Origin of the sequence: Proteus sp. PR00224 (genome assembly GCF_016238105.1) — a bacterium.
In the GTDB taxonomy this organism is placed as follows: domain Bacteria; phylum Pseudomonadota; class Gammaproteobacteria; order Enterobacterales; family Enterobacteriaceae; genus Proteus.
The window spans coordinates 300,704-322,319 of the sequence record NZ_JAEHQU010000001.1; the positions used below are offsets into that span (position 1 = coordinate 300,704).

Here is a 21,616-nt window from a genome sequence, read left to right on the forward strand (position 1 = left end):
TTTATGCCTAAATCAGTTTGGTGGTTGGCATTTTCTTTAGCACTTTTTATTACAGGCAATGCATTAGTCCTTTCTGTCGCCGTTGTTATTGGTGAACAACTTGCTAAAGATCCTATTTATTCAACAGTTCCATTATTAAGCCAATATATTGGTATTATTTCAGCCACCATTCCTATGGCCTACTTTATGATGAAATATTCACGTAAAGCGGGCTTTATTATTGGTAATCTTGCCGGTTTAATTGGTGCTTTATTTGCTATTGCTGGAATATATTATCAAAATTTAATTTTATTTTCGGTAGGCACATTATTTACGGGTGTTGCGATTGGTACAGCACAACAATATCGATTTGCGGCTATTGAAGAAACACCCCCTAATATGCACGCAAAAGCGATTGGATTAGTCATGAGTGGCGGTATTATTGCTGCTATTATTGGCCCTACCTTAGCGGTTGTTACTCGTCAATTCTTTGCTAATTATCCTTTTATTGGTCCTTTCCTTTCACTTACGGTTATTTATATTTTAGCGTTTATTCTGTTGTGGAAAATTCCATTAAAAAAAGTAGTTAAATTAGTAGCAACACATAAGGAAAAATCCAGAAGTTATTTGCAACTTTATCGCCAGCCACTGTTATTTCTAGTCACAATAGTAAGTGCATGTGGTTATGGTATTTTAGTTTATATGATGGCTGCGATCCCGCTATCTATGAAGCAAAATGGATTTGAATTTGCCACCATTGCTTTTGTATTTCAATGCCATATTTTGGGAATGTTTGCGCCTTCATTTATTACAGGTCAACTGATCCATCGATTTGGTGTAAAGAAATTCTTTTTCTCTGCAATTATTTTACTTATCATCGCATTAGTGATTAATTTAACGGGAATAAGTTTTTATCACTATTTTATCAGCTTTGTTCTTGTTGGAATTTCGTGGAATCTAAATTTGATTAGTTCAACACATTTATTATCCAATACTTACCTACCTCATGAGCGAGCAAAAGTACAAGGAACTAATGATTTTCTGATTTTCTTCTTTGGTGCAGTTGGAAGCATTACGGGAGGTGTCGCCTTTTATCTCATCGGTTGGCAAAATACGAATATCATCAGTATTGTCATTAGCGTCATTATTTTATTGATTGCGATAAAACTACGAAAGTACTTACCTGTTACAACACAATAGAACAACCATGTTAAAACCTGCAAATTAGAGTAGATAAAACGATCCTTTATTTATTCATAATTATCTTAAACCCGCTTAAATAGCGGGTTTTCACACAAAATGACACCTTTTACCTCTTTTATAAGATTGTATGTTGTAACTCTATCTTGATAGAATCACACTACCGATTAACTTTTAAACTTAGAGAAGGAGGCTAATTATGTTTTTGTGTGATCTTATTGAATACTCACACTTCTTTGGTAATCGCCACAGCTCAGGCTTTCACAGTAATTTACTGCGTTAACCTGCCTGAGCGACGTTAACTATTACCTCTCCTCAGCTTACAGGGTTATCGCTTGATATTGCCCAAGGCGTTTTTACGCCTAAAGAATGAGTAAGCTATGAGCACATTATTATCTACACAAAATCTGTCTTTCCATAATAATCACGGTTTATTATTAAACGATATTTCTTTAGCACTGATTAAAGGTGAGAAGATTGGTTTAATTGGTTATAACGGTTGTGGGAAAAGTACTTTATTAAAATTACTTTCACATCAATTATCACCAAGTTCGGGTGTTATTTCTATCGCTAATCAAACGGTTATGGCGTATATAGAACAACACTTACCCACTGAATTACAGTCAATGACTTTAATGGATGCTGTACTTCATAAATTACCTGAAGAATACAGATCATCTGAAGGCTGGCGAGCTGAATTATTGCTAAGTGAAATGGGATTTAAACTTCACGAAAAAGATCTCCTTGTTTCGCAATTAAGTGGTGGTCAACACACTCGTTTATTATTAGCGAGAGCGTTAATTATTGAGCCTGATTTATTATTACTTGATGAACCAAGTAACCACCTCGATTTACCCACTATTTTATGGTTGGAAACATTTTTAAAACAGTGGCGTGGTAGCTTCATTCTAGTTTCACATGATAATACGTTATTAGACAACGTAACGAATTGCACATGGATTATTCGTGATAAATCGCTATCTATATTTCGGTTACCCTGCTCTCAAGCTCGAGTTGCACAAGAAGAGCAAGATATCAGTGCACAACATCGCTATGATGCACAACAAAAAGAGATAGATAGAATAGCCCAAAGTGCGAAACAACTCGCAATATGGGGGCACGTTTATGATAACGAGAATTTATCTCGTAAAGCTAAACAGATGGAAAAGCATATTGTTCGTTTAAAAGATGAGCAAACTGAAGTGACGTCTGGAAATCAATGGGTATTACAGTTTTCTGGTACGGCATTACGTGCTGATAGGCTCTGCGAATTAAATCAACTTGCTGTTATTCCTGCTGAAAATACACCCGTTTTATATACTGTTGAAAATCAGCGTATAAAAAGTGGTGATCGAGTAGCAATAATTGGGGCTAATGGAACAGGTAAATCATCATTATTAAAAATGATTTGGTCACTTAGTTTAGTTGAGATAAATGAACAAAATGCAATAAAGCTGCATCCCCGAGTTGAATTGGGTTATTACGATCAAAAAATTGCTCAATTAGTTGATAATGATACCCTTTCTGATGCATTAAAACCTTTTGCACCATTAACGGATGAACAGAGAAAAATGGCGCTTATTAGTGCTGGCTTTGTTTATACGCGCCACGGGCAGAAAGTGAGTACATTAAGTGGTGGTGAACGAGCGCGTTTATTGTTTGTTGGCCTGAGTTTAGCAAACTATTCTTTATTAATGTTGGATGAGCCAACAAACCATATTGATATGGAAGGCAAAAAGGCATTATCTGAACAAATTAGTCAATTTCCCGGTGGTGTTTTATTAGTTAGCCATGATAGGGAATTGATTGAAAATAGCTGTAATCGTTTTTGGTATATTCATAATGGTGTTTTAACAGAACATCATGATATTGAAGCGATTTATCAGCTTATTGCTGAAGAAGAAATGCCAGAAACTCTGCTAGTGGATAAACTCAATAATTTGCAGAATATCTCATCAGTTCCATTAGTTTCACATCATGATGATGATGAAAAACTCTTTAAGTTAATTGAGCTAGAAGAAAAATTAGAGGCCGATTTAGCACGTAAAATTAACCATCAAAAACCTGCTTTGCAAGCACAATGGAAATTAGAGATTAACCAGCTAAAGCAAGCACTTAATTTGATTTAAGATAGATAAGATTTTGTTTAAGCAAAAAGGATCACGCTGTGATCCTTTTTTATTTATTCTTATTTTACTAATTGATATTCAATAAGATATAAAGATTTCGTTGTCGGATAAATATCTTTGATAAGCGCTTTCAACACTGGAAGTGTCATGCCTTCCTGTTGTGCGTGATACTCATTGATATCATCATAACGTAAAGGAGATACCGCTATGATTTTCAATTTTCCATAATGAGTACGATGTTCATTAGCAAATAATTCAACAATGCTTCCTGGTTTGTAATTACTTTCACTTTCATCTCTGATAGTAATCACTTTTTTTTCTTCAAGAATGGAAGGGATCAAACGTTCAAAAAAAGTAATTTCTGTTGGTATTGCCGACATAATATTGACTCATAAATTTATTGATAAATTACTGATTATCTTATCATGCAATAACTACTTTTTATTCTTTTTTGCCCGCAAGGGTATTATTTAAAGCCTCCGTCTGAAGCAACTTAGCCTTACGTTCAATGCCCCAACGATAACCAGATAATTCACCATTTTGTCGAATAACACGATGACATGGAATAGCAACTGCTAGCTTATTAGCTGCACAAGCATTAGCGACAGCGCGATATGCCTTAGGTGCTCCAATTTTGTCGGCGATTTCTTGGTAAGTCATCGTGCTACCAAAAGGGATATCTAATAATGCCTGCCAAACTTTTTGCTGAAATACCGTACCTTGGATATCAAGAGGTAAAGATAAGGGTTGTTTGGGTAATTCAATAAAGCCGATGACTTGTGCAATGACTTGCTCAAACTCTTCATTGGCACCAATTAATTCAGCCAAAGGGAATTGTTTTTGCAAATCTTCTAATAATAGCTCTGCATCATCCCCCAACATAATGGCACAAATCCCCTTTTCACTTTGCGCCACAAGGATACTTCCCAAAGAGCACTGAGCGATAGCAAAAAAGATAGCAATATTCTTACCACCTGTACGCCAATTTGTTGGCGTCATTCCTAATATCGCTGTTGCATTTTCATAGAAACGGCTATTCGCATTGAATCCTGATTGATAAATCGCATCTGTAATACTGCCATCTTGAACTAACGCTTTTTTTATTAATTTTTGACGATAAGCATTAGCATAATCTTTTGGTGTGATCCCCATCGTTGATTTAAATAAGCGATGGAAATGATATGGGCTTGCCATAACATGCTCTGCAATACAGGTAAGCGACACGTCACCGTTATTTTCTTCAATAAAACGGCAGGCTCGCTCAATAAGTTGATTATGTTTACTTTCCATTATGGTAGTCCTTTAAATGCGGGATTATGGCTATTATTGACAAACATAATGAATAAAGAACTCCGTTTATTGCTCAATCACTCTGATTCTTTAGATAATGCCCATAGATAAAGCGATGCCGTGGAGCCATAAGGTGAATAGCGTTTTCGGTAACGTTCGAAGCGTACTTTATCTAATGTTTTATGGCGATATAGACGCATAATTCCACGTTGAATAGCCAAGTCTCCCCAACTTAAAATATCTGGCCGATTAAGCGAAGAAATTAATAGCATTTCTGCAGTCCAAACCCCTATACCTTTTAGTTGAATTAAAGTATCGATAACCTCTTTATCTGTCATCTCAGGAATTTTATTTAAATCTAATCTTTCTGAAATAACGGCGTCAGCAATACCGATAATATAACTAGCTTTGCGCATAGTCATTCCACACTGTTGTATCTCTTGTTCTGATAATTTTGCGATACGTTCTGGTGTGTAAATACCGTCACATAAATTGAGTAACCGCTGATTAACGGTTATGGCAGCAGAAACCGAAATTTGTTGTTCAATAATGTTTTTAACTAATGCTGTAAATAAATCAGGTGTTAATGGACGTTTAATTTCTCCTATTCTTTCAATGAGTTTGGCTAAGCGCTTATCACGTTTTTTTAATGTGTTTATCTCTGTTTCGCCATACTGAAAGTGCATAATTTAACTTAATTTAAATAAAATATTTATGTCAGTATAACGTGAAGATAAGTGTATTACGCACTCTATTTCTTGCTTTTTTTTGAATTGAACCTTCTACCTTTTATCGTAGACAAAGAAGATAATATTTGGCAAAAGAGTTTAATTGTTTTTTTAGAAGAAGTTAGTCAATCAAAAATATCATCACATTTAAAAACTATAGTTTCATATTAAAAGTTATAAAAAAATATAAAATTTAAATTACCGTCTATACTTTATTTGATTTTTTGAATTTTTACTTAGGTCAATTCTTAGTTATTCTGTAATTTCAGGATTTAATATGAAAAATTATGCACTCAATTTACAAAACAAAGCTGATGCGCTGGCAGTAATGAAAAAAGCAATAAGCTTTACTATTCCTGCTGCATTAAGAGTTGCTGCTAAATTAAATATCGCAGATTTATTAAAAGAAGGTTCTAAGAATATTAATGAACTTGCAGAAAAAACAAACTCCATCCCTGTTGTTTTAAATAGAATATTAAGAATGTTAGCTTCTGAAGGTATATTCTCTGAGTCAGAAGGATCTCGCTATTCTCTTGCTCCTGCGGGATACTTTTTATTAAGCGACCATGAATATAGCTTGCGTGATGCCGTATTAATGTTAACAAATGAAACGTTATGGCGCCCAGTAGGTGATGTTATTGAGTCAGTTCAGGGCAACCCCGCTTTTGAAAACTTATATGGCATGCCTTTTTATCAATATTGGCAAGATAATGTAAGAGATGATCATGATTTTCAAGCAGGTATGAACTCACTTTCAAAGATAGAAAATTATTTTATTATTAAGCATTACGAATTTCCTGAAGATATAACTATCACAGATATTGCTGGCGGATTGGGTGGGCTGTTATTAAACGTATTAAAAGAAAATCCGACTCTGAAGGGACAATTATTTGATAGGCCACATGTGTTGGAAAGAACGTTATTGACTGAATTAAATGACGATAGTCGCTGGAAATTAATATCAGGTGATTTATTTGGAGAGTATCCAGAATCTGATATTTATTTAATAAAATATATTATTCATGATTGGGATGATGAAAGCGTCATTAAATTTTTTAAAAACTTCCGTAACGCAATGAAGCCTAATTCAAAAATACTTATTATTGAACCGGTTATTTTTAAAAAGAATGTACCTGATATGGCTAAATATATGGATCTTCTATGCATGTCTGCATTTCCTGAATCAGGTGAACGTACAGAAGATGAATTTATTGCTTTATTAGATCAAGCAGATTTGAAAATCAATAAAGTGATTAAAACAGGAACATATAACTCAATACTAGAAGTTGTTATTAAATAATCTATTGGAATAGCCATTTATTTGTAGCAAAAAAAGCCACTTTCAAAAGTGGCTTTTTAAGTTAAAAAAAGATTATGCAGTTAACGCCAGCTTGGCACCAAAAAGTAAGAACACTGCACCAATACAACTATTTGATAATGAAGCTAACCGTTTGTTATGTTTTACTTTATTAGTAATAGCAACACCGCCAAATATAAGAACTGATAAATAAAGCATACTGCATGTTTCTAAAATCGCACCTAATACAAAGAATGGAACACCCGCATTTTCATACTTAGGATCGATAAACTGAATAAAGAAAGAAACATAAAAAATGATCATTTTTGGGTTAAGCATACTCAAAAATAACGCCTTAACATAAAGACCATCTTTTGTTTTTACAGTTACTTCAGACACTTGCTCTGGCGTCTCTTTTTTCTTTTGGAACGTTGCATATAACGTTTTTAACCCTAAATAGGTTAAATAAAGTGCACCAGCATATTTAATGACAATAAAGAAGACGGGTGAAGTCTTGACTAATGAAGCAACCCCCAAAAATGCCAAAAAGATTAATAATGCATCACCCGTAAAAACACCAAGAGCGGCTTTATACCCCCCTTTTACGCCATGCTTCGCACTGGAAGTAAGGACGAAAATCGAGTTTGGACCTGGTACTAAAGTAATAAAAATAACGCCTAAAAGGTATGTCCAAATATTTGAAATACCGATACTTTCTAACATACGACGCCTTTTTTAAAAAAATAACATGCTGAATATGTGAGCTATCATATCTACAATATTTTTTTTGTAAAACAATAATCTTTATACAATCTAAAGATAAGTTAGTTGCTCTGCTTTTGTATGTAAAAAGCAGTTTATAATTCTTTTTTTACAATTAATTTTGGATTAAAAAACCAATTTAAATGTGTGTTATAGTATGATGCTGAAATTAAAATTTATACAGACTTAGTATCTAATTAAAGTCACATGTATGGGATTATAAACTGCATAGTGAATTAAATTCAGATGCAATACCCTATTGTTTGTTTTATGTTATGGTGCATTATTCTTTTTGTGATCTTAGGCGATATTTTATTTTTAACATTAAAACAGCCTTACTCATTAATTTTATGAAAAATAAGTGTTTTTATTGATATTCGGTGAGTTAATTAGCACGAAAAGCGAGGGAATAAAAAAGATTATATTTACCAAAACCATTACTCTAAGTTGTTTTTCATTTTTACCTTTATCTTGCATTTATCTTCACACCAGAGATGGAGTTACGCCATTTTGCTCAAAATGAGACTATTGCAGCTGAAGATTACATTGATAATAGTGATGTACATCACCCTGAGCGTATTGCATGCCAAGCACAAGCGACTTTTTATGATAATTTTACACAAACAGGTAAACTAACAATAAAACAGATTGCTGTCGGTGAAAGGCCTATGCCTAAAGATGAAATGCCAATTATTGGAGAAATATCTCCTTATCAGAGATTATATCTTGTTACTATGCACGCCGCCGTGACACTGTCACCTTTATTATGTGAATTAGTTGCACAAGAACTTATTTACGAAAAAGCGGAACCTCTATTAACGCCTTATCGCGTATCACGATTCAGCTAGAGAACCATTATGGATGCACAACTGTATAAAGAATTTAAAATAGTAGAAAAAGCCTTTTGGTCAGAAATTTGTGAAAATAATATTCGTATTGGTGATCATACTCACTGCTTTATGACACCAATGGATGCTGCCATTTTTAACTTTATTTATTTGCGCCAAGGCGCAACAGAAAGTTCATTCCAGCAAGCCAGCACCCTTTTTACTTCGCAGAAAAAAAATCATATTTTGGTATTACCCGAGTCATTGTTGCCTGAGTTTGAAGAAATAATAAAAAATGCAGGTTATACCGGTGATGGTATGACAACCGCAATGTATTTAACATTATCGGAAGCGGTATTTCCATCTTATAGAAATAATCCTTGTGATATCATTTTAACCAATCACAACCTTGAACAGTGGGCACACCCATTAAAAACGGCGTTTCCAGTAGGAGATGATAGTGATGATACGATTGTTAATGAATATATTCGCTATCATCAGAAAGCATTAGATAATGGCGCAGCTATTTTCCATTACGCGTTATTAGTTGATGGTCAGCCAGTCTCTTCATTAACGTTAACAATACACGATAAATTAGCGCGTTTTGATGATATTGGGACAGATATTGCCTATCAAGGTAATGGTTATGCGACACATTTGATTAAGCATGTTTTAGAGTTTTGCCGTGAGCAAGGCGTTGAACGTTGCTTCTTAGATGCATCAGCAGATGGTTTAGCGCTATACCGTAAGTTTGGTTTTAAATCGCTCTTTAACTATCTTAGTTTTATTAAAGAATAAAAGCAGCTATATGAATAGGCTCAATCATGTTTGTTGAGCCTATTTTTTAAATATTAATAAAGACTAAGCTTTTTCTCAGCATCTTGTTTATCTTTATCGCTAATTTGTCTTATCACTCGACAAGGATTTCCAACAGCAACGCAATTAGCTGGAATAGATTTTGTGACTACACTGCCGGCACCTATAACGCAATTATCACCAATAGTCACACCAGGTAAGATAATACACCCTGCACCTAACCATACTGAATTACCGATAGTAATCGGTAATGCATATTCTAATTCACTGTTGCGTATTTCAGGATCAATCGGATGAGTTGCAGTTAAAATACTGACATTTGGCGCACACATCACATTGTGTCCAATTTTTACTGGAGCACAATCTAATATCGTTAGATTAAAATTAGCGTAAAATGATTCACCAATTTCAATTAACTGACCATAGTCACAATGAAATGGTGGCTCAATAGTAAAATTATTGCCCGTTTTTCCTAAAAGCTGTTTTAAATATGTCTTTCTCTTTTCAACGTCAGAAGGACGCGTCATATTAAAATCATAAATAATTTCACGCGCTTTTACTCTAAGTGGTTCTAAACTATCATCTTTACTAGCATGATAAAGATGACCTGATACCATTTTTTCGTATTCCGTCATTGTGATACTCCAAATTTGAAATAAAACAGTTTAGATAAACGTCAATATTGATTTTCTTATTCTAGCGTTAATTGACTTAAATTAGCGGTGTTTTTTAAGTCCATTAAGTGCGGCTCACATTTTATTAAGAATAAATGCCATTAAATAGCAGTGAGCCACCAGCAAAAATTAGCATGGCATCTAATAACCATTGAAAAAGTTTTGGTGTCAGTTTTAATACCAGTTTTTTACCAAAGTAATTTCCTACGGTTAAGCCACAACCTACTAACACTCCACTAATAAAGATAAAGCTATTAACTGCACCTAGTTGGCTAAATGTCAGGGCTTTAGTGAGATAAATAACAAATGAGGCAGCTGCTTCAGTTGCAAGTAATGGCCCTAATGTCAGACCATATGCAGAGAATATTGGAATAGTTAATGGTCCTGTAGAAAACACAATCCCTGTTAAATAGCCGATAACTGCACCCGCAATAATAACTTGGTAAGTTTTCATTTTGATTTGATGTTTGCGTAATAAGTGGATCACGGGGATCATCAATATAAAAAATATTCCCATACCAATATTTAGCCATTTTTCAGACATTATCCATAATGTATTAGCACCAAGAATAACGGCTGGAATACTGGGTAATAGATAATAAAATAGTGCTTTAAAGCGAATACTGTGACGCCATAAATAAATACGTGATAAATTTCCCATCACTGACGCTAATGCCATAATCGGTACGGCTTCCTTAGCACCAAATACATAAGTCAAAGCGGGAATTAATAAAATAGAAGAGCCCGTTCCTACAACGCCACTGATTACACCAGACAATACTGCCAATAAAATAACCGCGATAAAACTCATTATCATCCTTTAAGTTCAATAAGTTAAAGACGTTGTATCATACCCGTCTTCTTTATTTTTACCTGTGATAAAATGTCACGGTATTGTGAGTTTTAATCAGAAAGCCGCTTTATTTATGATGAATAAACTATAATGAGAAAATTATGATGAGAAACCTTCCTCCATTACCTTCATTGCGTGCTTTCTTAGTCGCTTGCCATAGCCAAAGTTATACTGAAGCCGCACAGACATTATGTGTCACTCATGGTGCGATCAGTCGTCATATCCAAGTTATAGAAAAATGGTTTGGTGTCACCTTATTCAATAAACAAGGTTTACGCCGCGTACCCACTCCTTATGCATTGACGCTAGCGCAAGAGTTAAGTGACGTTTTTGATAAATTAAATGATATTGGTTTTCGTTATGGTAATGGTGGAAAAAACGATATTTTAAATATCAGTGTTCCTACAACACTTTGTTTAAAATGGCTTATTCCGCGAATGGAGGATTTTTATCTTCAATATCCTAATGCAAATATCCAAGTTGCTTCTGCAAATAGCGAGCGATTTCATTTGATTAGTCATGATGATCTGATTATTCGCCCTCAACCTCAGCAACAAGAGTATTCATCCGTTGTTTTTTTAGAGGATAAACATTGTTTAATTGCTTCTGAAAAATTCTTAAAACGTTACAACGTCACTAGATTTGAAGATGTTTTTGACTGCCCCGTTATTGATACACTTACCCGCCCTGGTCATTGGCAACAATGGTTAATGGCGACTCATCTTAATACTCAGCGTTCATTCTCACGTCACTATCGCTTTGATCACTTTCATATTTCTCTTCAAGCCATTATTGAAGGATTAGGCCTCGGTATTGGCCCTGTTTCGATTTTGTCGAATGAAATAAATAGCGGTACTTTAAAAGTGTTATTTCCAAATATCCAAATTGTACCGATAAGCTACTACGCTTTAACACCATTGGGTGTACAAAAAACCAAAACACATCTTGATTTTGAACAATGGCTCACCCAACAAAAAAGTTAATTTCACTAATGAAATAAGTGATTTTTTTTCATAGAAATAGCGATTTCAATCCTATGCATTATACTTTTTACAACTAATTTACAGCCATTTTATTAAAAACATCTAATGATTATCTTCTTTTTGTGAATAGGTAAAAACGCTAATCGTGCTGTTTTTATAATTCGCGATCTTTCTCTGTCATATTATTAAATTTATTTAAACTCAATATATTAAGCTAAAGAAATAAGTAAATTAACTTATTTAAATTATTTTGATTTTAAATAATCTGTTATAAACACTTATTGTTTAACTTAAATTAACGTTCTATGCTGATATTTATATATAAAATTTATTAATTTATTTGCTAGCAACGAAGGACGATAAGATGTCTGTAGCTGTGACAAAAAAAGCAATAGAAAAACTAATTAATGGGTATGAGTCTGATCCTTTTGCACTTCTTGGTATGCATGAAACATCGGCAGGTTTAGAGGTTCGTGCTTTTTTACCAGATGCAGTTGCAGTCAGTGTCATCGATAGAAAAAATGGCCGAAAAGTAGCAACACTAGAGCGTAAACACCCTAGTGGTTTTTTCTGTGGTGCTATCCCCCGACGTAAACGCCGTTTTAGTTACTGTTTAGATGTAACGTGGGAAAATGCACAAGGTGTCGTTGATGATCCCTATCAATTTGGCATTTTATTGCAAGAAATGGATATTTGGTTTTTAGCGCAAGGCCATCACTCCCGCCCTTACCAATGTTTAGGCGCACACCCTGCAAAACTGGATGATATCGATGGTATTACTTTTGCTGTATGGGCGCCCAACGCAAAAAGCGTAAGTGTTGTAGGCGATTTCTCATTCTGGGATGAACGTCGTTTTCCAATGCGATTACGCCGTGAAAGTGGAATATGGGAGCTCTTCCTTCCACAAGCTCATCTAGGTGATTGTTATAAATATTCTATTCTTGATGCGAATGGTGAACGTCGATTAAAAGCCGATCCTTATGCTTTTGAAACACAAATACGCCCTGAAACCGCATCAATTATCAATACATTACCACCAATCAAACCAATGCCATTATCGCGTCAGCAAGCGAATCAGCGTAATGCACCTATGTCTATTTATGAAGTTCATTTAGGTTCATGGCGTAGACATACTGACGATCAAAGCTGGTTAAGCTATCGCGAATTAGCTGAACAGTTAATTCCATATGTTAAAGAAATGGGTTTTACTCATATTGAGTTGCTCCCTATTAATGAGCATCCTTTTGATGGCTCATGGGGATATCAACCATTAGGGTTATATTCACCAACTCGTCGCTTTGGCTCCCCAATGGATTTCCGTGACTTTATTGAAGCAGCACATCAAGCAGAAATTAACGTTATTTTAGATTGGGTTCCTGGTCATTTCCCTGAAGATGATTACGGTTTACGTAATTTTGATGGCACATCACTCTATGAATATGCGGATAGACGTGAAGGCTTTCATCCCGATTGGAATACTTTGATTTATAACTATGGACGCAATGAAGTACTGAATTACCTTTCTGGTAATTTATTGTATTGGCATGAGCATTTTGCACTAGATGGTTTCCGTTTCGATGCTGTTGCCTCCATGCTTTATCGTGATTACAGCCGAAAAGAAGGCGAATGGATACCCAATAAACACGGTGGACGTGAGAATTTAGAAGCCATTGATTTTATTCGCCATACCAATAAATTACTGTGCACAACTTGCCCCGGTACTGTCACAATTGCAGAAGAATCTACTGATTTCCCGGGTGTTACCTTACCGCCTGATGATGGTGGCTTAGGTTTTAATTACAAATGGAATATGGGTTGGATGCATGACACGTTAGCTTATATGCAACGTGATCCTATCTACCGTAAATTTCACCACAATCAAATGACCTTTGGCATGCTCTATGCCTATAACGAAAACTTTGTTCTGCCTCTTTCTCATGATGAATTTGTGCATGGTAAAGGTTCGTTGATTGGCCGCATGGTGGGCGATGATTGGCAAAAATTTGCCAATTTACGTGCATATCTCGGTTTTATGTGGGCTTATCCCGGCAAAAAACTGCTATTTATGGGATGTGAGTTTGCACAATGGCGTGAATGGAACCACGACAGCAGCTTAGATTGGCATCTTCTCGAAGAACCAAATAGCCCACATCAAGGTGTTCAACACTTTGTACGTGATTTGAATCTTTCCTATCAAGCTAATGCTCCGCTTTATGAATGTGATTTTGAACGCGAAGGCTTTGAATGGCTTACCGTTGATGATCACGATAACTCTGTCTTTGCTTTTTGCCGTAAAGATGCGCAAGGCAATGAAATTATTATTATCAGTAATTTCACGCCTGTTGTTCATCACAATTACGTTGTCGGTGTAAATAAAGCAGGTGCTTATCAGGAAATTCTTAACAGTGATTCTGAGTTTTATAACGGCAGTAATGTAGGAAATTTAGGTGAAATAGAAGCAACCGCAAGTACATTTAATGGCAAACCTCACTCCTTGTCATTGTCACTGCCTCCGCTTGCGACGCTGTATTTAAGATTGAAGGATTAATATGTCTTTAGATTATGGTCGCCCTTTTCCTATGGGCAGTCATTATGATGGCTATGGAGTAAACTTTACACTCTTTAGTGAAAATGCCACTAAAGTCATTCTTTGCCTGTTTGATAAAGCAGGCAAAGAGATCCGCTACCCATTACCAGGTAAAACGGGCGCAATTTGGCATGGATATTTGCCTGGTGCAGGGCCAGGTTTACATTATGGTTATCGTGTAGAAGGCGAATGGAACCCAGAGCAAGGATTGTTCTATCAACCTCAGCAACTATTATTAGATCCCTATGCAAAACAGGTGACAGGTATTGTTGATAATACATTGCCTTACACCTCCCCTGTTTTTAATGCATTAGAGCATGATGATAGTGCGATTACACCTAAAGCAGTTATCACAGATGATAGTGGTTGTTTTTGCCATTCTTATAAAGAAAAAGGCACGTATCAGCGTTTAAATACGCCGTGGTCAGAAACCATTATTTACGAAGGACATGTAAAAGGGCTGACAAAGCTTCATCCTGAAATACCCGAGAAAATTGCGGGCACTTATGCAGCATTAGGGCATCCTGCCTTTATTACGCATTTGCAAAAATTAGGTATTACAGCATTAGAACTGTTACCCGTTCAATACCATTTAACAGAGCCACATCTTCATAAAATCGGATTAAAAAATTATTGGGGTTATAACGTATTAGCGCCCTTTGCTTTATCGACACAATATTATTCCAACACAGGTCGGAATATTATGGATGAATTCCGAGAAGCAGTAAGGTGTTTACACAAAGCCAATATTGAAGTGATTTTAGATGTGGTATTCAACCACACAGCAGAATTAAGTGATCAATATGAAGGTTATATTGTTTCGCAGCGCGGTATTGATAATCAAAGCTATTATTGGCTAAACGACGAAAATAAAGCACAAAATTGGACTGGCTGTGGCAATACTCTAAATTTAAGTCGCCCTGAAACAGTGCAGTGGGTTATGGATTGCCTGCGTTATTGGGTGACAGAATTTCATATCGATGGTTTTCGTTTTGATTTAGCGACAAGTCTTGGTCGAGTTCCTTATTTTGATACTCAATCACCACTACTGACAGCGATACGACAAGATCCGCTGCTGTCACGTATCAAACTTATCGCAGAGCCTTGGGACTTAGGCTCTGATGGTTATCAAGTCGGTAATTTCCCTGTTCCATTTACAGAATGGAATGATGGCTATCGCGATGTTATTCGTCGTTTTTGGTTATGGCGTGATGTGGCTATTGCGACATTTGCAGACAATATTACGGGCTCTGCAAAGCTGTATCACAAAAATGGCAGACCTCCCTATTCTAGCGTCAATATGATAACAAGCCACGACGGCTTTACACTACGGGATTTAGTGAGTTATCAGAATAAGCATAACGAGGAGAATGGAGAATCAAACCTAGATGGACATAACACCAATTACAGTGTGAATTTTGGTGAAGAAGGTTTGATAGTCAACGAAAAAATAAGTCAACACAGATTGCTTGCAACTCGGAATATGCTTGCAACCTTACTGCTTTCTAGAGGAACACCTCATTTACTCGCCGGTGATGAAGTGGGTAATACGCAATATGGTAATAACAACGCTTATTGTCAGGATAATAAAGTCAGTTGGATCAAATGGTTTCAACAACCTTATGATTTAACTGATTACATTCGCCACCTTATTGAATTACGTCACCAAATTACACCTTTAAGTTCGCTTAAGTGGTGGGAAGAAGATAGCCAAAACGTGGTTTGGTTAAATCAGAATGCTCAACCTATGAGTCATGAAGAATGGCAACAACTTCCCCCCTCACCATTACAACTTCTTTTAGCGCAACAATGGATCTTAATGTTTAACCCATTAAGAAACAGCGCTGTTTTTTCTTTACCTGAAGGGTCTTGGTCTTGCTTGCTTGATACGGTTAGCTGGCCTGATTGTCACCCGACACAATCTCAGCATTGTGAAATACAACCTAACAGTATCACTCTTTGGCGAAATAGCGTTTTTTATACTCAGTCTTCTACTGAAAAATTACCCATTATTTCCTCCCAAGTTAAGTAATTTGATTGGAGTGCTATAACTATGATGACAACAGAACAAGGCCAAAAATTAATGTTGGCACAACAACTTCCTAAAGAGGCAATTGCACTCGTTTTAGCGGGAGGTCGTGGTACACGCTTAAAAGCATTGACTTCAAAACGTGCAAAACCGGCGGTTTTCTTTGGTGGGAAATTTCGAATTATTGACTTTACGCTATCAAACTGTCTTAACTCAGGAATTCGTCGTATTGGTGTAATCACCCAATATCAATCGCACTCTTTGGTTCAACATATTCAACGTGGTTGGTCATTCTTTAACGAAGATATGAATGAGTTCGTTGATTTATTACCCGCTCAGCAACGTCGTAATACCGAACATTGGTATATGGGTACAGCTGATGCTATCTATCAAAACCTCGATATTCTTCGTAGTTACAAAGCAAAATATGTCGTGATTTTAGCTGGCGACCATATTTATAAAATGAACTATGCGCGTTTATTACTTGATCACGTTGAAAACAAATCAAAATTCACCGTAGCTTGTATTCGTGTTCCTAAAGACGATGCATTCCAATTTGGTATTATGGATATCGATGAAAATCGTAGAGTGCTCAATTTCTTAGAAAAACCATCAAACCCACCTTGTATTCCTGATGATCCAGAACACTCATTAGCAAGTATGGGTATTTATGTGGTAGATAGAGATTATCTCTTTGATTTATTGGAAGAAGATAGCAGCGATCCAAATTCACATCATGACTTTGGCCAAGATATCATTCCTAAGATCACAGAACGTGGTGATGTTCTTGCCCACCCATTTGAACTCTCTTGTGTCAGCTCAGATCCTTCAGTACCACCATACTGGCGCGATGTAGGTACTATTGAAGCATATTGGGCAGCTAACCTCGACTTAGCCTCTGTAACACCAGAGCTTGATATGTATGCGAAAGATTGGCCAATCCGCACCTTTATGACACCTTTACCACCAGCCAAGTTTGTTCAAGATAATCATGGTGAACATGGACAAATGATGAACTCGCTGATTGCTGACGGCTGTATTATCAATGGTTCCACGCTCTATTCATCTATTCTATTCCCATTAGTTCGTGTTGAATCTTTCTGCCATATTGAAGATTCTGTGATTTTACCTGATGTGACGGTGAGCCATCATTGCTACTTAAAACGCTGTATTATTGAACGCAGCTGTACAATTCCAGAAGGCACAGTGATTGGGATGAATGCAGAAGAAGATGCTGCGCGTTTCCACCGCACTGAAGAAGGCATCGTGCTTGTAACAAGAGAAATGCTTGAGCAACTAGCACGTAAAGAAAAAGAAAATCCAACTGAAACAAGTGCAGAACAAAAACCTCAAAATGAGGAGGCATTTTCGTGAATGTCCTTCACTGTTGTTCTGAATTATTCCCTCTGCTAAAAACAGGGGGATTAGCTGATGTTATGGGCTCTTTGCCTTTAGCTCAGAAAAAAATAGGCTTAGATGCGCGGGTGGTTATTCCCGCGTTTCCTGCTATCAAAGATAATATTCCCGCTCTCAAATTAGTGACTAATATCGATACGTTTGCAGGTAATGTTTCTCTGCTTTACGGACAATACCACGGTGTTGATATTTATCTTATTGATGCACCTCATCTTTATCAACGTACAGGTAGTCCTTATCACGATCAACATCAACATCCTTATGGTGATAATGTTTTTCGTTTTGCCCTGTTAGGTTGGGTGGCAAGTGAGCTATCAGCGGGATTAGATCCTTTATGGCGAGCGGATGTTGTTCATGCTCATGATTGGCATGCAGGACTAGCTTGTGCTTATCTCGCGGTTAAACATTACTCCGCAAAATCTGTTTTTACTGTTCATAATCTGGCTTATAAAGGCGAGTTTTCACCCTATCATCTGCATCAGCTTGAATTACCTGATTACAGTTTTTCAATTAATGGGCTGGAATATTACGGGCAAATTTCATTCCTAAAAGCAGGTCTTTTTTATGCTAACCATATTACGACAGTCAGCCCCACTTATGCCAAAGAGATAACCACTCACGAGTTTGGTTACGGTTTAGAGGGATTATTACGCCAACGCGCTTATGAACAGCGATTAAGTGGCATCTTAAATGGTATTGATGAGGCCGTTTGGGATCCTGCAACAGACGGCTTAATTACGCGTCGTTACGATGTTAAAAACCTGAATAAGCGTTTAGAAAATAAAACCGCATTACAGAAAAAATGTGGTTTACCTGTTAACAATAGCGCCCCACTTTTTGCAGCTGTCAGTCGTTTAACTTCGCAAAAAGGGCTCGATTTAGTGATTGAAACGCTCCCTGATATCGTTGAACAAGGCGGTCAGTTTATTTTATTAGGTACTGGCGATAGTCACCTTGAAGCGGCATTTTTACATGCACAACAACAGTATCCGCAAAATGTAGCGGTACATATTGGCTATGACGAGAGTTTTTCACACCAAGTTGTCGCAGGTGCTGATGTGATTATGGTGCCTAGTCGTTTTGAACCTTGTGGGTTAACTCAGTTATATGGCTTGAAATATGGAGCCCTACCTTTAGTAAGACACACAGGTGGATTAGCCGATACGGTTAATGATTGTTCATTAGAAAATTTAGCGCATCACCAAGCGACTGGTTTTGTTTTCTATGAAGCGACTCCTGACTCTCTGCGTCAAGCTATAAACCGAGCCTTTACCTTATGGGGTATGCCTAAACAGTGGCAACAAGCTCAAACTGATGGCATGAATCAAACTATTTTTAGTTGGGAAACCGCGGCAAAAACGTATGCGACACTGTATCAAAATTTATAGACATGAAGTCTATTTGAACCAGTGGATAACAAAAAGAGATTTATAATGAAAAATTTATGTGAATTTGATTATTTATCACCCGATAAGGATATTGAATCATTAAAGCGTTCCATTGTTTATAAACTTATGTTTATCGTTGGTACGTCGCCAAAATATGCAACACCAACAGATTGGTTAAATGCAACCTCTTACGCTATTAGAGACCGTTTAGTAGAGCGTTGGTTAAAATCGACCAAAGCAGAGCTTTCACCGAAAGTAAAACAAGTTTATTACATTTCGATGGAGTTTCTCATGGGGCGTTTTTTGACAAACGCCATGCTCTCTTTAGGTGTTTATCACGAAGTCAAAGAGGCATTAAAAGAGTTAGGTCTTGATCTTGAAAAACAAATCGAACTCGAGCCCGATCCAGGTTTAGGTAATGGGGGTTTAGGTCGATTGGCTGCATGCTTCCTTGATTCTTGTGCCACACTAGGTTATCCCGTTACAGGTTATGGTATTCGTTATGAATACGGAATGTTCCGCCAACAAATTAAAAATGGCGAACAACATGAAGTTGCGGATAACTGGCTTGAAAAAGGTAATCCTTGGGAATTCCCTCGTCATGATCTGCAATTTGAAGTGGATTTTGGCGGACGTTTGCAACAAGAAGGTGAGAAAAATTATTGGGTCGATACCTTTAATGTTATGGCACAACCTTATGATTCTATTGTTCCTGGTTATAACACCCAAGCGACAGATACCATTCGTTTGTGGTCAGCCAAATCAAATGTTGCGTTTAACTTAGGTAAATTTAATAAAGGTGAATATCTAGAAGCAACAGAAGCAAAAGATCGCTCTGAAAATATCTCTCGTATTCTCTATCCTGATGATTCAACAATGTCAGGTAAAATGTTGCGTTTACAGCAAGAATATTTCTTAGTGAGTGCTTCTGTTCAAGATATTTTGCAACGTCATTATCATCTGCATCAACGCTTTGATAATTTAAAAGATTTTATTGCAATTCATCTTAATGATACTCACCCTGTTCTTGCTATTCCTGAGTTAATGCGTCAGCTGATTGATAATCATGGATTTAGCTGGGATGAGGCATGGGAACAAACTATTCATATATTCTCATACACCAACCATACTTTAATGGGTGAAGCATTAGAGACTTGGTCTGTTGACATGCTAGGCCGTTCGCTTCCTCGCCATTTACAAATCATTTTCCAAATCAATGATAAATTCTTGAAACAAGTCAGAGCACAATTCCCTAACGACAACGATTTATTGCGTCGTGTTTCCATTATTGATGAAGAGAATGGCCGTAATGTTCGTATGGCATGGTTAGCGGTTATTATTAGTCATCAGGTTAATGGTGTTTCTGAACTTCATAGCCAACTAATGGTGCAATCTTTATTTGCTGATTTTGCGATGATCTATCCTAAGAAATTCTGCAATATTACCAATGGGATCACACCACGTCGTTGGTTGGCATTAGCAAACCCTTCTCTCTCTAAAGTAATTGATAGCCATATTGGTACAAACTGGCGAACTAATTTAGAGCAATTGGGTGAATTAATGCCATTGGTAAAAGATAAAAATTTCTTGCACCAATTAAAAGATTCAAAACGTATCAATAAACAAAATCTTGCTCAGATCATTAAGGAAGATTTAAATATTGATATTAATCCTGATGCACTGTTTGATGTACAAATCAAACGTATTCATGAATATAAACGTCAACTCCTGAATATGTTAGGCATTATCACTCGTTATAATCGCATTTTAGAAAATCCAGAGAAAAACTGGGTACCTCGCGTATTTATTTTTGGCGGTAAGGCTGCATCAGCCTATTATAATGCGAAGAAAATTATCAATCTTATCAACGATATTGCAAGTAAGATTAATAATGACGAGCGTATTAAAGATAAACTAAAAGTGATCTTTATTCCTAATTACGGCGTAAGTTTAGCGCAACATATTATCCCTGCGGCAGATTTATCTGAACAAATATCATTAGCAGGAACAGAAGCTTCTGGTACAGGAAATATGAAATTTGCTCTAAATGGTGCATTAACCATCGGTACACTTGATGGCGCGAATATTGAAATTGGCGAACATGTTGGTTTCGATAATATGTTTATCTTTGGCCACAATGCACAAGAAGTGGCGGAATTAAGACAGCGTTATTCCCCTCGGCGTTATTACGATGAAGATATTGAGTTACACACTGTGCTTAATCAAATCGCTAATGGTTTCTTTAACCCAACGGATCCTGATAAGTACAAATCAATTTTCGATAGCTTAATTGAATTTGGCGATCATTATCAGGTATTAGCCGATTATCGTAGTTATGTTGATACTCAAGATAGTGTTGATGTTCTCTATCAAGATGAAGATGCTTGGTTGAGAAAATCTGCGTTAAATATCTGCCAAATGGGTTATTTTTCTGCGGATCGTGCGGTAACAGAATATATGCAACGAATTTGGAAAGCTTCTGCGATTACATTGTAAAAACTAAGCTAAACTTCTAAGGACAGAACAGTAACCGCGCTTTATTGCGCGGTTACTGCTTTTATCGTTTAAGACAAAATTCTTTTTATTTTTAGCATTAGCACCATTAATGGCGATTTATACAGCGTGGAAAATAACACGTTGTTCTTATTAAACCTTATA

17 protein-coding genes are annotated in these 21,616 nt (G+C 36.4%); 11 read left to right on the top strand and 6 right to left on the bottom strand.

The features are described 5' to 3' along the window. The first annotated feature begins 3 nt into the window (after positions 1-3). Positions 4-1,179, top strand: coding sequence for an MFS transporter (locus tag JEP71_RS01455; protein WP_102086716.1), 1,176 nt, complete (start codon positions 4-6; stop codon positions 1,177-1,179). A gap of 380 nt (positions 1,180-1,559) precedes the next feature. Then, on the top strand, positions 1,560-3,308 hold the full coding sequence (locus tag JEP71_RS01460; protein ID WP_198625632.1) for an ABC-F family ATP-binding cassette domain-containing protein: 1,749 nt from the start codon (positions 1,560-1,562) through the stop codon (positions 3,306-3,308). 59 nt (positions 3,309-3,367) lie between these two features. On the opposite strand, the gene yqfB is transcribed toward JEP71_RS01460, so the two are convergent. The 3 genes from yqfB to JEP71_RS01475 form a co-directional block, all read right to left on the bottom strand. Further along, a complete protein-coding gene (yqfB, locus tag JEP71_RS01465; RefSeq protein ID WP_196532699.1) occupies positions 3,368-3,688 on the bottom strand; it encodes a N(4)-acetylcytidine aminohydrolase in 321 nt (106 codons plus the stop codon). 61 nt (positions 3,689-3,749) lie between these two features. Beyond that, positions 3,750-4,598: a bifunctional DNA-binding transcriptional regulator/O6-methylguanine-DNA methyltransferase Ada gene (gene ada / locus JEP71_RS01470; protein WP_198625633.1), complete on the bottom strand. Its 849-nt coding sequence runs from the start codon at positions 4,596-4,598 to the stop codon at positions 3,750-3,752. A gap of 77 nt (positions 4,599-4,675) precedes the next feature. Next, positions 4,676-5,284, bottom strand: coding sequence for a DNA-3-methyladenine glycosylase family protein (locus JEP71_RS01475; protein ID WP_102086711.1), 609 nt, complete (start codon positions 5,282-5,284; stop codon positions 4,676-4,678). Between the two features lie 319 nt (positions 5,285-5,603). On the opposite strand from JEP71_RS01475, the gene JEP71_RS01480 reads away from it, so the two are divergent. Continuing rightward, on the top strand, positions 5,604-6,626 hold the full coding sequence (locus JEP71_RS01480) for a methyltransferase (RefSeq protein ID WP_232797449.1): 1,023 nt from the start codon (positions 5,604-5,606) through the stop codon (positions 6,624-6,626). Positions 6,627-6,698: 72 nt separating this feature from the next. Here the strand turns inward: JEP71_RS01480 and leuE are convergent, their stop codons facing one another. Further along, entirely contained in the window at positions 6,699-7,346 is a 648-nt protein-coding gene (leuE, locus tag JEP71_RS01485) for a leucine efflux protein LeuE (RefSeq protein WP_102086710.1), read from the bottom strand. Between the two features lie 533 nt (positions 7,347-7,879). Between leuE and JEP71_RS17470 the strand changes: the two genes are divergently transcribed. Together JEP71_RS17470 and JEP71_RS01495 are read left to right on the top strand one after the other, a co-directional pair. Next, complete coding sequence (locus JEP71_RS17470; RefSeq protein ID WP_102086709.1) at positions 7,880-8,233, top strand: FAD-binding oxidoreductase; 354 nt, start codon at positions 7,880-7,882, stop codon at positions 8,231-8,233. A 9-nt stretch (positions 8,234-8,242) separates the two neighbouring features. Next, positions 8,243-9,010 carry a GNAT family N-acetyltransferase gene (locus tag JEP71_RS01495; protein WP_196532695.1) on the top strand — a complete coding sequence of 256 codons (768 nt, stop codon included), beginning with the start codon at positions 8,243-8,245 and terminating at the stop codon, positions 9,008-9,010. A gap of 53 nt (positions 9,011-9,063) precedes the next feature. On the opposite strand, the gene JEP71_RS01500 is transcribed toward JEP71_RS01495, so the two are convergent. Both JEP71_RS01500 and JEP71_RS01505 read right to left on the bottom strand, forming a co-directional pair. Further along, complete coding sequence (locus tag JEP71_RS01500; protein ID WP_102086707.1) at positions 9,064-9,663, bottom strand: sugar O-acetyltransferase; 600 nt, start codon at positions 9,661-9,663, stop codon at positions 9,064-9,066. 124 nt (positions 9,664-9,787) lie between these two features. Continuing rightward, positions 9,788-10,513 (bottom strand): sulfite exporter TauE/SafE family protein, encoded by a 726-nt coding sequence (locus tag JEP71_RS01505; RefSeq protein WP_311747732.1) that lies wholly within the window; start codon positions 10,511-10,513, stop codon positions 9,788-9,790. 143 nt (positions 10,514-10,656) lie between these two features. Here JEP71_RS01505 and JEP71_RS01510 point away from each other — a divergent pair, with 143 nt between their 5' ends. The 6 genes from JEP71_RS01510 to glgP all read left to right on the top strand — a co-directional run bounded on the left by JEP71_RS01510 (position 10,657) and on the right by glgP (position 21,454). Further along, positions 10,657-11,538: a LysR substrate-binding domain-containing protein gene (locus JEP71_RS01510; RefSeq protein ID WP_102086704.1), complete on the top strand. Its 882-nt coding sequence runs from the start codon at positions 10,657-10,659 to the stop codon at positions 11,536-11,538. Positions 11,539-11,902: 364 nt separating this feature from the next. Next, the gene (gene glgB, locus JEP71_RS01515; RefSeq protein WP_198625635.1) at positions 11,903-14,086 is read left to right on the top strand and encodes a 1,4-alpha-glucan branching protein GlgB; all 2,184 of its coding nucleotides are present in this window, start codon (positions 11,903-11,905) and stop codon (positions 14,084-14,086) included. A gap of 1 nt (position 14,087) precedes the next feature. Beyond that, positions 14,088-16,157, top strand: coding sequence for a glycogen debranching protein GlgX (glgX, locus tag JEP71_RS01520; protein ID WP_198625636.1), 2,070 nt, complete (start codon positions 14,088-14,090; stop codon positions 16,155-16,157). 21 nt (positions 16,158-16,178) lie between these two features. Further along, positions 16,179-17,528, top strand: a complete 1,350-nt coding sequence (gene glgC, locus JEP71_RS01525) for a glucose-1-phosphate adenylyltransferase (protein ID WP_198625637.1) — start codon at positions 16,179-16,181, stop codon at positions 17,526-17,528. Continuing rightward, entirely contained in the window at positions 17,525-18,958 is a 1,434-nt protein-coding gene (gene glgA, locus JEP71_RS01530) for a glycogen synthase GlgA (protein WP_198625638.1), read from the top strand. The genes glgC and glgA overlap by 4 nt, the downstream gene beginning before the upstream one ends. A 45-nt stretch (positions 18,959-19,003) precedes the next feature. Beyond that, entirely contained in the window at positions 19,004-21,454 is a 2,451-nt protein-coding gene (gene glgP / locus JEP71_RS01535) for a glycogen/starch/alpha-glucan family phosphorylase (protein WP_198625639.1), read from the top strand. Positions 21,455-21,616 lie beyond the last annotated feature (162 nt).